The sequence below is a fragment of the Agrobacterium sp. RC10-4-1 genome, from assembly GCF_014138475.1.
Taxonomy (GTDB): domain Bacteria; phylum Pseudomonadota; class Alphaproteobacteria; order Rhizobiales; family Rhizobiaceae; genus Agrobacterium; species Agrobacterium pusense.
In genome coordinates this window covers 860885-873936 of sequence record NZ_JACJIT010000001.1, presented here as the reverse complement: position 1 = coordinate 873936, position 13052 = coordinate 860885, and the positions used below count along the sequence as shown (strand labels likewise).

14 protein-coding genes are annotated in these 13052 nt (G+C 60.2%); 4 read left to right on the top strand and 10 right to left on the bottom strand.

Annotated elements, in window-relative coordinates; genetic code table 11:
- Positions 1 to 4: 4 nt before the first annotated feature.
- The gene (locus FHW77_RS03950; RefSeq protein ID WP_004444977.1) at positions 5 to 886 is read right to left on the bottom strand and encodes a carbohydrate ABC transporter permease; all 882 of its coding nucleotides are present in this window, start codon (positions 884 to 886) and stop codon (positions 5 to 7) included.
- A gap of 212 nt (positions 887 to 1098) precedes the next feature.
- Between FHW77_RS03950 and FHW77_RS03945 the strand changes: the two genes are divergently transcribed.
- Positions 1099 to 2025, top strand: a complete 927-nt coding sequence (locus FHW77_RS03945; RefSeq protein WP_004444978.1) for a helix-turn-helix domain-containing protein — start codon at positions 1099 to 1101, stop codon at positions 2023 to 2025.
- 29 nt (positions 2026 to 2054) lie between these two features.
- Here FHW77_RS03945 and FHW77_RS03940 read toward each other — a convergent pair whose 3' ends face one another.
- The 8 genes from FHW77_RS03940 to kduI all read right to left on the bottom strand — a co-directional run bounded on the left by FHW77_RS03940 (position 2055) and on the right by kduI (position 9673).
- Positions 2055 to 3335: a TRAP transporter large permease gene (locus FHW77_RS03940; RefSeq protein ID WP_004444979.1), complete on the bottom strand. Its 1281-nt coding sequence runs from the start codon at positions 3333 to 3335 to the stop codon at positions 2055 to 2057.
- Positions 3336 to 3857 carry a TRAP transporter small permease gene (locus FHW77_RS03935; RefSeq protein ID WP_111813593.1) on the bottom strand — a complete coding sequence of 174 codons (522 nt, stop codon included), beginning with the start codon at positions 3855 to 3857 and terminating at the stop codon, positions 3336 to 3338.
- A 70-nt stretch (positions 3858 to 3927) separates the two neighbouring features.
- The gene (locus tag FHW77_RS03930) at positions 3928 to 4905 is read right to left on the bottom strand and encodes a TRAP transporter substrate-binding protein (protein ID WP_004444981.1); all 978 of its coding nucleotides are present in this window, start codon (positions 4903 to 4905) and stop codon (positions 3928 to 3930) included.
- A gap of 143 nt (positions 4906 to 5048) precedes the next feature.
- Positions 5049 to 5927 (bottom strand): D-galactarolactone isomerase, encoded by an 879-nt coding sequence (locus FHW77_RS03925; RefSeq protein ID WP_004444982.1) that lies wholly within the window; start codon positions 5925 to 5927, stop codon positions 5049 to 5051.
- Complete coding sequence (locus tag FHW77_RS03920) at positions 5924 to 7060, bottom strand: D-galactarolactone cycloisomerase (protein ID WP_004444983.1); 1137 nt, start codon at positions 7058 to 7060, stop codon at positions 5924 to 5926. Before FHW77_RS03920 ends, FHW77_RS03925 begins: the two co-directional genes overlap by 4 nt.
- A 24-nt stretch (positions 7061 to 7084) precedes the next feature.
- A complete protein-coding gene (kdgD, locus tag FHW77_RS03915; protein ID WP_004444985.1) occupies positions 7085 to 7996 on the bottom strand; it encodes a 5-dehydro-4-deoxyglucarate dehydratase in 912 nt (303 codons plus the stop codon).
- Between the two features lie 112 nt (positions 7997 to 8108).
- Positions 8109 to 8852: a 2-dehydro-3-deoxy-D-gluconate 5-dehydrogenase KduD gene (gene kduD / locus FHW77_RS03910; RefSeq protein ID WP_004444987.1), complete on the bottom strand. Its 744-nt coding sequence runs from the start codon at positions 8850 to 8852 to the stop codon at positions 8109 to 8111.
- Positions 8849 to 9673, bottom strand: a complete 825-nt coding sequence (gene kduI, locus FHW77_RS03905) for a 5-dehydro-4-deoxy-D-glucuronate isomerase (protein ID WP_004444988.1) — start codon at positions 9671 to 9673, stop codon at positions 8849 to 8851. The genes kduD and kduI overlap by 4 nt, the downstream gene beginning before the upstream one ends.
- 137 nt (positions 9674 to 9810) lie before the next feature.
- On the opposite strand from kduI, the gene FHW77_RS03900 reads away from it, so the two are divergent.
- The 3 genes from FHW77_RS03900 (at position 9811) to FHW77_RS03890 (ending at position 11808) form a co-directional block, all read left to right on the top strand.
- Entirely contained in the window at positions 9811 to 10608 is a 798-nt protein-coding gene (locus FHW77_RS03900; RefSeq protein WP_004444989.1) for an NAD-dependent epimerase/dehydratase family protein, read from the top strand.
- A 107-nt stretch (positions 10609 to 10715) separates the two neighbouring features.
- Positions 10716 to 11453, top strand: a complete 738-nt coding sequence (locus tag FHW77_RS03895) for a FadR/GntR family transcriptional regulator (protein ID WP_004444990.1) — start codon at positions 10716 to 10718, stop codon at positions 11451 to 11453.
- Positions 11454 to 11490: 37 nt separating this feature from the next.
- A complete protein-coding gene (locus tag FHW77_RS03890; RefSeq protein ID WP_004444991.1) occupies positions 11491 to 11808 on the top strand; it encodes a cupin domain-containing protein in 318 nt (105 codons plus the stop codon).
- An 8-nt stretch (positions 11809 to 11816) separates the two neighbouring features.
- Here FHW77_RS03890 and FHW77_RS03885 read toward each other — a convergent pair whose 3' ends face one another.
- Complete coding sequence (locus FHW77_RS03885; protein ID WP_111813591.1) at positions 11817 to 13049, bottom strand: M24 family metallopeptidase; 1233 nt, start codon at positions 13047 to 13049, stop codon at positions 11817 to 11819.
- Positions 13050 to 13052: the final 3 nt, after the last annotated feature.

Below are 13052 nucleotides of genomic sequence, written 5' to 3'. Positions count from 1 at the left end.
GGCATCAGTTCCGCTTGTCGCCGGCGTAATAGACCCACTTCTTCGAGGACCAGAAGGCCACGAGGGTCAGCACGGTGATGATGGTGAAGAGCACCCAGGCGATTGCAGAGGCATAGCCCATGTTGAACTTCTTGAAGGCCTCGTCGTAGATATAAAGAGGCAGGAGATAGGTGGACTTCAGCGGCCCGCCCTGGGTGATGATGTAAGGGCCGTTGAACTCCTGGAATGCCTGCACCATCTGCATGATGAGGTTGAAAAAGATCACCGGCGTCAGAAGCGGCAGGGTGATGAAGAAGAAGGTCCTCACCTTGCCGGCACCATCGATGGCGGCCGCTTCGTAAAGCGATTTGTCGATGGATTGCAGGGCCGCAAGGAAGATCACCATGGCCGAACCGAACTGCCAGCAGCGCAGCAGCGTGATGGTGAAAAGCGCATTGCCCGGATCTCCGAACCAGTCCACCGGCGACAGTCCCACGGCGGCAAGCGCCATATTGGCAAGGCCTTCGCTGGCGAAGATATAGCGCCACAGAACCGCAATCGCGATCGAGCCGCCGAGGATGGACGGCACGTAAAAGGCGGTGCGGAAAAAGTTGATGAATTGCAGCTTGTAATTGAGTATTGCCGCGATGAACAGCGCAAAGGCAAGCTTCAGCGGCACCGTCAGAAACACGTAGAACAGGGTGACGTTCAGGGATTTCATGAAGGTGCGGTCGCGGGTGAACAGCCGCTCGTAATTGGCAAGCCCTGCCCAGCTGGGATCGCTCATCAAGTCGTAACGGGTGAAACTGAGATAGAGCGAGCCAAGAAACGGAATGGCCGTGAAGACCAAAAGCCCGATGATGTAAGGCGTCAGATATCCCAGCCCCAGGAAGCGCTGAGATTTCATGATGCTCCTCCCCGCGTCCCGGCGGAACGCGACTGACAGAATACAATTTCGTACAAGTGATTCTCCCGGAACGGCCAGCGGCGGGCGCAATAAAGCGTATTTCCTCGCCGCGACCGATCTCCTCCCTCATTGATACGGCGCGTAAAAGCAATTTATGCGGTGACAAAACCAAATTTCAGCGCCAAGGTGAATTAACAAAGACGAGGAAAAAGATGGACGAAATCGAAGGTGGCATTCTGTCATCCGTTCCGCCTGCGGCGCTCAACCTCAACCTGACGCGCGCGACGATCAAAATGGAGCATTCGCGCACCTGGCAGATCGACAAATCCAATCCGGTGGACGATCTCATCATCTGCCTGGAGGGGCGCGGGCACTATCTCGTTGATGGCGAAGCAAGGGTACTGGAGCCCGGTGACGCCATGCTTATTTTCCGAGGGCAACGCTTTGTCGGGTGGAACGAGCAGGCAGTCACCTATCGCGGCGTGGCGCAGCATTTCACGCTCGATATTTACGGCCGCCACAACCTGATCGCGCAGATGGACCTGAAACCGAAACTGCGGCTAAGCCGCTGGTCGCTTCTGGAGCCGCTGGTGCGCCACTACCGGCAGAGCGCGCCTCCTTCCTCCGTCACTCTGGGTCAACATCATCTCTTCATGGTGCTTCTGATCGCCTTCATCGATGACGCGTTTCTGGGTTGGGTCGACCGCCCGAGTTTTCAGCCGGAGGGTACGGAAGGCCTCGACCTTGCGGTGATGAAGGCGATCACGATGATTTCCGCCAATCCGTTGGACCCCGACATTGCCGGGCGGGCCACCGATGCGGCGCCCTATAATCGCGATTATTTCCTGCGGGAATTCCAGAAGCGGGTGGGACGGACGCCGCGCAAATATCAGGAGTTCAAACGCATGGAACGCGCCATGCATTTTCTCGAGGCCGGACTTTCGGTCTCGGCAGCGGCGGCCGAGGTGGGTTATGGCGACCCCTATTATTTCTCGCGCATGTTCAAGCGGACATTGGGATTAAGCCCGCGTGACCATATGAACCGGATACGCCGCAGCCGGCACGGCAACCTGATGGCATTTGACGAGCATGAGCAGCAAAGGCTGCTTGCCGACGAAACGGAAAAGGCCCCGGCATAACGGGGCCTCCTCGTTTGAAAGCGCTGGAATTACCGGAACAGTGACGGCAACCACAGGGATAGTGACGGAATATAGGTGACAGCAAGCAGCACGGCGATGCTGGCGCCGAAGAACGGCCAGATCGTCCGCATCGCCTCCCGTATCGATATGCCGCCAACCGCGCAGCCGACGAAGAGCACCGTTCCGACCGGCGGCGTATTGAGACCGATGCCGGCGTTCAGGATCATCACCACGCCGAAATGCACGGGGTCGATGCCGAAGGCCTTTACGACAGGCAGAAGCACCGGCGTGGAAATGATGACCATCGGCGCCATGTCCATGAAGGTGCCGAGCAGCAGCAGGATGATGTTGATGACAAGCAGCACGATGATCGGGTTGTCCGAAATCGCGCTGATTGCGGCAATCATCAACGTCTGCACCTGCAGAAAGGCCATCAGCCAGCCGAAGGACGCCGCCGTGCCGATGACCAGCAGCACCATGGCCGTGGTGCGGACAGCACCCATCACCGCTTCCACGAAGCCGTCCCAGTTGAGTTCGCGATAGACCAGCATGGCGACGAGGAAGGCATAGAGCACGGCGATGCAGGAACTCTCCGTCGCGGTGAAGATGCCCGAACGCACGCCGCCGAAGATGATGCCTATCAGCAGGATGCCGGGGAAAGACGCCAGCAGATAATACATCAGCTTCGAGAAACCGGGGAAAGGCTCGGACGGATAGCCCTTGCGCCGGGCGACGATATAGGCCGTCACCATCAGCGCTGCTGCAAGCAACAGGCCCGGAATGATACCGGCGGTGAAGAGATCGGCCACAGAGACATTGCCCCCCGCCGCGATGGAATAGAGGATCATGTTGTGCGAGGGCGGGATCATCAGTGCGATGATGGCGGCATTGACCGTGACATTGACGGCATAGTCCCTGTCATAGCCGCGCTTGGCCATTTGCGGGATCATCAGCCCGCCCACGGCGGAAGCATCGGCGACGGCCGAGCCGGAAATGCCGCCGAACAGCGTCGAGGCCACAATATTGACCTGTCCGAGGCCGCCGCGCAGATGCCCGACAAGACCGGCGGCAAACCGGATGAGGCGGTGGGCGATGCCGCCGCGCACCATCAGGTCGCCGGCGAAGATGAAGAACGGTATTGCCATCATCGCGAAGACATTCATGCCGGAATTCATCTGCTGGAACACCACGATGGGCGGCAGGCCGAGATAAAGAACCGTGGCGAAGGAAGCGATGCCGAGGCAGAATGCGATCGGCGTGCCGATCAGCATCAAAAGGGTGAAGACACCGAAGAGAATGGTGTAAGCCATTTATGCGGCCTCCTGCACGATCACGTCAGCCGCGATGTCCTCGCCGATGGCAAGATCGACAAAACGTTCGGCGGAAAACAGCGCGATGAGGAAACCGCCGCCGATCAGCGGGAAGAAATCCGTTCCGCCCGGCCAGCCCAGAACGGGGATCGTAGCCGTCCAGGTGCCCATGGAAAGCGACGTGCCGTACCAGGCCATGCCGACGCCGAAGAAGAAGATGAGCGCAAGGCTTGTCAGGTCCATGCCCTTCTGCACGCGCGGCGGCATCATGTAGCGCAGAATATCGAGCCCCAGATGCACGCTCTCGCGCACGCCGACGGCGGCGCCAAGCATGATGAACCACGACATGAGATGCAGCGACAGCGGCTCAGACCAGCTGGGTGAATCGTTGAGAATGTACCGCGCAAAGACCTGCCAGCCGACGATAAGCGTCATGGCGATCATGCCGATACCGGCAATATAAAGCGACGCGTGGCTGAGCGCGCCGAGAAAAGGGCGGATGGCCCGCATGAAGTGTCGCATTGTCTGTTCCTCCCGCATCAACGGCGACAAAAGAAAACCGGCCCTGTTTCCAAGGCCGGTTTCCCACGCGTTACTTGACCGCTTTCACCCGTTCCAGAAGGTCCTTCATCTTCGGATCGGTGACGAACTTGTCGTAGACCGGACCCATCGCGGCGGCGAATTCCTCCTTGTTGACCTTGATGACATTGACCCCGCCGGCCCGGACCTTTTCTTCCGATGCCTTTTCGCGGGCGCTCCACAGTTCGCGCATCTTGCCGACCGAATCCTTGGCCGCCTGGCGCAGCAGCTTCTGGTCTTCCGGGGAGAGCTTGTCCCAGGAGATCTTCGAAATGACGAGGATTTCCGGGTTCAGAGAATGTTCGGTCAGAGAATAGTTCTTTGCCACCTCATAATGACGGGCGGATTCGTAGGATGGCCAGTTGTTTTCGGCACCGTCGACGACACCGGTTTCAAGTGAGGAATAGACCTCGCCCATCGGCATCGGCGTCGGGTTGGCGCCGAAGGCCTGCATCATCGAAATCCACAGGTCCGACTGCTGGACACGGATTTTGAGCCCCTTCAGATCCGCCAGCTTTTCGATGGGCTTTTTGGTGGTGTAGAAGGATCGGGCGCCGGAATCGTAAAAGGCGAGACCGACGAGACCGTGCGGTTCGAAAGCAGCCAGAACCTCATCACCAATCGGACCGTCGACCGTATTGTGCATGTGCTCCGTCGAGCGGAACAGGAAAGGCAGACCAAGAACGGTGGTTTCCTTGACCAGATTGTTGAAAGGCGCGGCATTGACGCGGTTCATGTCGATGACGCCGAAGCGGGTCTGCTCGATGGTGTCCTTTTCACCGCCAAGAACGGAATTGTTCATGACCTGTATCTTGATACGGCCATTGGTCCGCTCGGCCAGAAGCTCGCCCATATATTTCACGGCTTCGACCGTGGGATAACCGTCCGGATGAATATCGGCCGAACGCAGGGTGATTTCCTGCGCCATGGCGGAAACGCCTGACAGCGCGATCCCCATCGCGACGCACATCATGCTTGCAATCTTTTTCATGCTTTCCTCCTCCATTGTTGAAACGGCCCAGCCCCTCCAAGGCTTGTCGGGCCGATTTTTCACGCCCATCCGGGCCGGCATGCAAAGACCTTTCATGTGAAAAGGATGATGGGGCCTCCCTTCCCCAACCATCCCGGATCAAATTAGGCCGCCTTGACCGGCGACAGCTTGAACAGCTCTTCGGGGTTTTCGACCAGCGCCCGACGGCGCGCCGCCTCATCCGGCAGCCAGCCGAGCGTCAGTTCTGCAAGACGGGCATCATCAGGATAGGCGGCCGTCTCGCATACAGAATTATGGGGCCAGTTGGTGCCCCACACGATACGTTCAGGCGCATGGGCGGCTATCACCCGCGAAAAGGCGGCGACATCCTCGTAGGGCCAGCTTTCGCGGGAGCTTTCATAAACGCCGGCGAATTTGAACCACAGATTGCCGCCGTCGATGAGTTTCAGAAGCGCCGCCATTTCCGGCCCATCGGTTTTGATGCCCTTGAAGAACTTGCCGTGATGATCGAACACCCAGCGCGAGCGGATTTTCTGAAGACGCGGCAGATGGTCGAGAAGACCGTTTCCGTCGAACTGCACCGCCACCATCCAGTCGGCCGCATGCGCCCGCTCGTCCACCGCTTCCAGTTCGGAAAGGTTCACAGCGCCACCCGGCAAATCCATGATACGCGCGCCGACCGCACCCGCGGCGGCAAGCTTCTCCATGTCCTTTTCGCTCGTGGTGGCATCGATGATGACGACCGCGCGCGCCGCCTCGCCCATCTCGGCAACACAGGTCAGCGTATTGTCATTGTCTCGCTGATGGGCATTGCCCTGCGTGATGATGACCCGGTCTATGCCGAGCCATTGCATGAGGCGACGATAATCCTCCGGTCCCGGCAGGGCGCCCGGCGGAAGGCCGGGGCCACCCGGCAAGGCGGGATATCCGGGCAGATACATGTGCATCTGCGTATCGACCGCGCCTTTCGGGAAAGCGGGTCTCGGCGCGGTGCCGCTCAGCTTTCTGACGAGTTCACTCATGGGTCTGGCATCCTGAATTCAACGAGTGCATCCCGGTTGATCTCGATGCCGAGACCGGGACCATCGGGAATGGCGACGATACCGTTCACCGCTTCGAGAGGTTCACTGAGAACCGCCTGACGGAACGGATTATGGGTGCGGTCAAATTCCATGATCGGTTCGATGGGATTGACCCGCACCGGATCAGGCGTCATCGCCGCCATGAATTGCAGCGCGGCGGCGATCTGTACGCCGGTGCCCCAGACATGCGGCACGATGCGCACGCCGTGCAGCGTGGCAAGCGTGGCAATCTTCTGCGTTTCTGAAAAACCGCCGCATCCGCAGAGATCGGGCTGGAGAATATCCACGGCACCGGCGGAAAGCGCCTGCCACATGCCGTGACGCCCGTGCCAGGTCTCGCCGCCCGCAACCGGGATCGGCTGCCCTGCCCGTACACGCTGATAGGCATCGAGCTGTTCGGGAACCACCGGCTCCTCAAACCAGTCGATGCCATAGTCGGCGGCGCGGTTGCCAAGCGTGACGGCTTCGGTGACCGTATAACCGTGATTGGCATCGATCATCAGCCGCATGTCAGGCCCGATCGCCTCTCGAACCGCGGCTATGACCCTGAGGTCCTCCTCGATGCCGAAGCCGATCTTGATCTTGCAGGCGTGGAAGCCGTCAGCGCGGCGCTCCGCCATTTCGGACGCATTGTCTGAAACGCGGTCGACACCATCACGCTTGAAGCTGCCAGTGGCATAGGCGCGCACGCTCTCGCGCCAGCGCCCGCCGAGCAGCATCGAGATGGAAGCACCGTAATGCTTGCCCTTGATGTCCCACAACGCGATATCGATGCCGGACAGGGCCGTAAGACTGAGGCCGCGCTGGCCCTGATCGCGCAGGGCATTATAAAGCACGGCCCAGATCTTTTCGGTCTGGCGAGGGTCCTGGCCGATGAGCCAGCCGGAATAGGCCTGGACCACGGCGGCGTTCGGCCGCGCCGGGCCGAGGCATTCGCCCCAGCCGACGGTCCCGTCGTCGCATTCGATTTCCACCAGAACATGGGCCCGCCGGTCGAAACGCATGGAGGCGCTTTCGAACGGCGTGTCCAGCCGGTGTTCAAGCAGATGCGTGCGCACTGCCGTGATTTTCATGGCTCCCCTCCCGTTATGCCGTGATCAGGCTTTGCGCTTGTGCGTGCCGATCAGGGCTTCGAGCATGCCGATTTCCTCATTCGTCAGGTCCTTCAGCGGCGCACGCACCGGACCGGCATCGAAGCCCTGCAGGCGGACGCCGGCCTTGATGGCGGAGACGGCATAACCCTTGGCGCGGTTGCGGATCGCCATGAATGGATAGAAGAAATCGACAAGAATGCGCTCGCAGGTGGCACGCTCGCCGGCGCGCAGCGCTGCGTAGAACTCGTTGGCAAGGCCGGGCACGAAGTTGAATACGGCCGAGGAATAGGTCGTGAAACCGGCACCGAGATAGGCTTCGGCGAACAGTTCCGCGGTTGGCATTCCGCCGAGATACATCAGGCGGTCCCCCATCTTGGCGGTGATCTGGCGAACGAGGCCGATATCGCCGGTGCCGTCCTTGAAGCCGACAAGGTTCGGGCACTCGTCGCACAGCCGCGCCAGCGTATCGGCCTGAAGAACCGAGTTGTCACGGTTATAGACCATGACACCGATGCCGACCGACTGACACACCTTCTTGATATGGGCGTAAAGCCCTTCCTGCGGCGCATCGATGAGGTAATGCGGCAGAAGCAGGATGCCATCGGCGCCGACCTTTTCGACAGAGCGGGCGATATCAACCGCAATTTCAGTGCCGTAACCGCAGCCGGAAACGATGGCGGTTTCGCCGGCGACTTCCTTGGCGGCGGAAACGATCGTCGGAATCTCATCCGGCTTCAGCGAAAAGAACTCGCCGGTGCCGCCTGCGGCAAACAGCACCGGCGCCTTGTAACCGGCAAGCCATTCGACATGGGCCCTGTAGCTGTCGGCAGCGAAACGGCCCTCGGAATCGAAATGGGTGACCGGGAAAGACAGAAGGCCGGAGCCGAGAGCCGTTTTGATTTGTTCAGGGTTCATGATTGGTATTCCTTTGAAGTTCAATGACTGAAAGTCACCTAAACGACTTGCCGTATATTTGTCAACAATTCATCATACAAGTTATATGATGAATTTTACAAGCGGGCGCGGCTCAGCGCGCCAGCCAGCCGCCATCGACATTGAGAATGGCGCCATGCACATAATCCGCCGCCGGCGAAGCAAGGAAAACCGCCGCCCCGGCTATATCGTCTGAATGACCCCAGCGGCCAGCCGGAATGCGCTCGAGAATGGCCCTGTTGCGGACCGCATCCGCGCGCAGCGCCTCTGTATTGTTGGTTTCGATGTAACCCGGCGCAATCGCATTCACATTGATGCCCTTCGCCGCCCACTCATTTGCCAGAAGCTTGGTGAGACCGGCGACGCCATGTTTTGCAGCCGTATAGGACGGCACACGAATGCCCCCCTGGAACGACAGGAGCGAGGCGATATTGACGACCTTGCCGGGGCGGCCGTTCGCCAGCAGCTCCTTTGCAAAGGCCTGCGTGGTGAAAAACAGCGCCTTGAGGTTGACGTCCATCACCTCGTCCCAGTCCAGCTCGGAAAATTCAACGGAATCGGCACGGCGGATGATGCCGGCATTGTTGACGAGAATGTCGAAACCGGCACCGGCAAAACTGTCTTTTGCCGCCAGCGGATCGGCAAAGTCGATAGACAATGCGCTGGCCTTGCCGCCGTCCCTCGCGATGATGGCAAGCGTTTCATCCGGCGCACGACGGGCGGCGCAGACGACGTCCGCACCGGCAGCGGCGAGACCCACCGCAATCGCCTGGCCGAGCCCCGTATTCGCGCCGGTGACGAGCGCCTTGCGCCCCTGAAGCGAAAAGGGGTTCCTCATTTCAGGTCTCCCGGCTGAATGAAGTCCATGTCGGTATAGTCGACATTGTCGCCGGCCATGGCCCAGATGAAGGTGTAGGAGCCGATGCCCGCACCGGAATGAATGGACCAGGGCGGGGAAATCGCGCCTTCTTCATTTGAAATGAACAGGTGGCGGGTCTCCTGCGGCTCGCCCATCAGGTGCAGCACGCGCGACTTTTCATCCATGCCGAAATAGAGATAGGCCTCCATGCGGCGATCATGAATATGCGAGGGAATGGTGTTCCAGACCGAGCCGTCCTCCAGTGTCGTATATCCCAGCACCAGCTGGCAGCTTTCCATGACCAGCGGATGGATGAACTGGTTGATGGTGCGCTTGTTGGAGGTTTCGGTTGCACCAAGCTTGACCTCCTTGCTGTTCGCCAGCGTCACCAGCTTCGCCGGCAGGCTGCGATGCGCCGGGCACGAGGTGATGTAGAATCGCCCGGCGCCGTCGAAGGTCACCGCGCCGCTGCCGGCACCGAGATAAAGCACGTCACCGCGGTTCAGCGTGTAGGTTTCGCCGCCGGCGCTGACCGTGCCCGCCTCACCGATGTTGACGATGCCCATTTCACGCCGATCGAGGAAGGAAGGCGTCCTGGTTTCCTCCACCTTGTCGAGCGTCAGCGGCTTTCCGTCAGGCACGGCGCCGCCCATCACGAAGCGGTCGTAATGGGTGTAGATCAGCTTGATTTCACCGGAACGGAACATGTCGCTGGCGAGGAAATGCCGGCGGAGACCTTCGGTATCCAGCGTTTTTGCATATTCCGGGTTCACGGCCTGCCTTGTTTCGACGGTCAGCATCAAACTCATCCTTCATGATTGTTGCATATGGCACATAATATATGTTATCCGCTTTTTGTACGATCTGTATGACAAGGTCAAGAGGCGCTGCCATATCTGACTGCGTCGATGACGTATAATGCTGATGGAGAATTGCGATGAAACGGCTTCTTGTTACCGGTGCGGCAGGTCAGCTCGGCCGCGTCATGCGCGAACGCCTCGCACCGGTGGCCGAGATATTGCGCCTCGCCGATCTTGCTCCGCTAGACCCGGCAGGCCCGAACGAGGAATGCGTGCAGTGCGACCTGGCGGACGCAAATGCCGTGGATGCCATGGTCGCCGGTTGCGACGGGATTATCCACCTTGGCGGCATATCGGTGGAAAAGCCGTTCGAACAAATCGTTCAAGGCAACATCATCGGGCTTTATAATCTCTATGAAGCCGCCCACGCCCATGGACAGCCGCGGATCGTTTTTGCCAGTTCCAACCACACGATCGGTTATTATCCCCAGACGGAGCGTCTTGGCCCCGACGCCCCCTTCCGACCGGACGGGCTTTACGGCGTCTCCAAGTGTTTTGGCGAAAACCTGGCACGCATGTATTTCGAGAAGTTCGGGCAGGAGACGGCGCTTGTGCGCATCGGCTCCTGCACCCCGGAACCCACCAATTATCGCATGTTGTCCACCTGGTTCTCGCACGACGATTTCGTATCGCTGATCGAAGCGGTATTTCGCGCACCGATCCTCGGCTGCCCCGTTGTATGGGGCGCGTCTGCCAATGACGCCGGCTGGTGGGACAATTCGCATCTCGGTTTTCTCGGATGGAAACCCAAAGACAATGCGGAGGCCTTCCGGCGGCACATTGCCGAGACAACGCCGAAACCCGACCCCGGCGATGCCATGGTGCGGTTTCAGGGCGGTGTTTTCGTCGACAACCCGATCTTCAAGGCGACGTGAAATGCGGCAGGGAACGTTCCCGGCAGGCGGTGGGATTGCAAGCCGGGCCGCGAATAACGTATCGAGGAACGGTAGACGCAACCGATATTTTTAGAACGGCGACGAAGATGACAAGAACGACGACCTCCGAACCGGCAGCGCCACAGGCCAAAACGCTTGTGGTGAAGGTTTCGGAGGAACTCCGCAGCCAGATCGCCAAGGGCCGTTACAAGACTGGCGACCGCCTGCCATCGGAAGCGCAGATGACACAGGAATTCGGCGTGAGCCGAACCGTTGTGCGCGAGGCGATTGCTTCCCTGCGCTCAGACGGTCTCGTCGAACCGCGTCAGGGCGCCGGTGTCTTCGTACTGGAGCCCGCCCCGGTCGAACGGCGGCCTTTCCATAATGTCGATCTGGCCCGCGTCTCCTCGCTGATCGAAATGCTGGAACTGCGCACTGCGGTGGAAGGCGATGCCGCGGGCCTTGCTGCGATCCGCCGTTCGCCGGCGCAGGAAGAAAAGATCATCGAGGCCTTCGACGCCTTCCGCGCCAGTGCCGCCAAGGGCAGCCCGACGGCCGAGGCCGATTTCGCCTTCCATCTGGCCGTTGCCGAAGCGACCAACAATCCCCGCTTCAGCGAGTTTCTGCAGGTGCTTGGCCCGACCGTCATTCCCCGCCGCGCCGTGGCCGAAAACGGCTCCGAGACCGTGCTTTCGCCCGCTGATCTCAGCCGTCTGGTGGGAGAGCACGAGGCGATACTGATCGCGATACAGGACGGCGACGAGGAGGCGGCGCGAAGCGCCATGCGCAACCACCTGAAAAGCAGCCAGATGCGATACCGCGCGATGTTGCGCGCACCGCGCTGAGATTGCCGCCTGAACCGCATTGACTGAGGAGAAAGATATGCAGCAGCTTCCGACCTTCCCCACTGTTTCGCCCGACGATGGCGTAGAACGCACCGTGCTTTCCGAAGCGCCTGAACTGATGGTGGTATCGTTCCGTTTCAAGACCGGCGCGGAAGGCAAGCTGCACAGCCATCCGCATGTACAATCGACCTATGTCGCCAGCGGCTGCTTCCGCTTTTACCGTGATGGCGAGGCCTACGACCTCAAGAAGGGCGATAGCCTCGTCATTCCCGGCCATATCGAGCATGGCTGCCTGTGTCTGGAAGAGGGCGAACTGATCGACTGCTTCACGCCGCGCCGCGACGATTTCCTCTGATCCGGCGATCAGTCCGCAGATAAATCCCGTAGGGTGCGTGGCAGGCTGTTCATGCACTCTGCGCCAGATGCGGTGACGAGGAACTGGTCCTCGATCATCAACGCACCCACGCCTTCCCCATAAAACGGCGCTTCGAGCGCAACGACCATGCCGGGAAGGATGACTTCCGGATTGTCGTGGGAAAAGAACGGCCATTCCTCGATACCCACGCTGCCACCAACGGAGTGGCCGAAGTGGCCGCGATAATATTCACCGAAGCCGTCCTTGCGCATCGAGGCCAGCATGGCGGCGTGCACTGCACCGAATGTATTGCCCGGGCGGAGCGCGTCCAGTCCGCGGGCGAAGGCCGCTTCCAGAGCCTTGAAGATATCGCCCGCCAAAGGCGAAACCGGCCCCCATGAAAAAGTCCGCGCGCCATCCGAAGAATAACCGTCCACCAGCGTGCCCACATCGGCCTTGATCAGCGCACCCGGCGCGACCGCTGCCGTCATATCCGACAAAGCCGGGCCGACCGAAATGAAGTCCCAATGCCCGCTCAACGAAAAACCGGATTTCGCGGCATATGCCTGCGCGCCGGATTTCCAGGCGGCGGAGAGTTGACCAAGGGCCGCCCCCGGTCGGACGGCGGCTGCCATCTCGACCAGCCCCGCCTCGGCTGCGGCTGACGCCTGCCTGAGAAGTTTGATCTCGCGTTGGGATTTCACCGCCCTCAGACGTTTCAGCACCGTCGAACCATCAACCCAGTTCACCTCGGGCAGCGCCTGACGCAGGGCGAAAAAATCGGCGGCGGGCATGAATTCAAGGTCGGCACCGATGCGCGCCGCGGACAGTCCGCGCTCCCGCAGCAGATCGGAGAGCAGGCCGAAGCAGGCGGTACGATCAAATGTCTCTGGCCGCGCCCCGCCAGAATTGTTGCGGCGATAGTCATCATCCACCTGCGCAATGGTTTCCACACCCGAAAGATCGACCAAATCGATCCAGATGCGATGGCAGCGCAGATCGATATCAGGTGCCGCCCTCCTGATGATCGGCGCGGCATGATCACTGACGACGGCGGCCAGCCCTGCCCCGGCATCGGCAGGCACCAGCGCAATTGCGGAACCCGCTTTGCCCCACATGGTCGCAACACCGGCAGGCGCACCAACCGCATAACGAAAGGCCTCAGGCTGGAACAGTACCAGCGCATCAATCTCCGCCTCCCGCATCAGCTGATGGGCGCGGCCTCGGTCGATATCGCTCATGGG

Excerpts from the sequence above, each read along its gene's own strand:
- FHW77_RS03935 (WP_111813593.1), bottom strand. The coding sequence starts at position 3,857 with ATGCGACACTTCATGCGGGCCATCCGCCCTTTTCTCGGCGCGCTCAGC.
- FHW77_RS03945 (WP_004444978.1), top strand. The coding sequence starts at position 1,099 with ATGGACGAAATCGAAGGTGGCATTCTGTCATCCGTTCCGCCTGCGGCG.
- FHW77_RS03885 (WP_111813591.1), bottom strand. The coding sequence starts at position 13,049 with ATGAGCGATATCGACCGAGGCCGCGCCCATCAGCTGATGCGGGAGGCG.
- FHW77_RS03950 (WP_004444977.1), bottom strand. The coding sequence starts at position 886 with ATGAAATCTCAGCGCTTCCTGGGGCTGGGATATCTGACGCCTTACATC.
- FHW77_RS03890 (WP_004444991.1), top strand. The coding sequence starts at position 11,491 with ATGCAGCAGCTTCCGACCTTCCCCACTGTTTCGCCCGACGATGGCGTA.
- kduI (WP_004444988.1), bottom strand. The coding sequence starts at position 9,673 with ATGCTGACCGTCGAAACAAGGCAGGCCGTGAACCCGGAATATGCAAAA.
- FHW77_RS03900 (WP_004444989.1), top strand. The coding sequence starts at position 9,811 with ATGAAACGGCTTCTTGTTACCGGTGCGGCAGGTCAGCTCGGCCGCGTC.
- FHW77_RS03930 (WP_004444981.1), bottom strand. The coding sequence starts at position 4,905 with ATGAAAAAGATTGCAAGCATGATGTGCGTCGCGATGGGGATCGCGCTG.
- kduD (WP_004444987.1), bottom strand. The coding sequence starts at position 8,852 with ATGAGGAACCCCTTTTCGCTTCAGGGGCGCAAGGCGCTCGTCACCGGC.
- FHW77_RS03895 (WP_004444990.1), top strand. The coding sequence starts at position 10,716 with ATGACAAGAACGACGACCTCCGAACCGGCAGCGCCACAGGCCAAAACG.
- FHW77_RS03920 (WP_004444983.1), bottom strand. The coding sequence starts at position 7,060 with ATGAAAATCACGGCAGTGCGCACGCATCTGCTTGAACACCGGCTGGAC.
- FHW77_RS03925 (WP_004444982.1), bottom strand. The coding sequence starts at position 5,927 with ATGAGTGAACTCGTCAGAAAGCTGAGCGGCACCGCGCCGAGACCCGCT.
- kdgD (WP_004444985.1), bottom strand. The coding sequence starts at position 7,996 with ATGAACCCTGAACAAATCAAAACGGCTCTCGGCTCCGGCCTTCTGTCT.
- FHW77_RS03940 (WP_004444979.1), bottom strand. The coding sequence starts at position 3,335 with ATGGCTTACACCATTCTCTTCGGTGTCTTCACCCTTTTGATGCTGATC.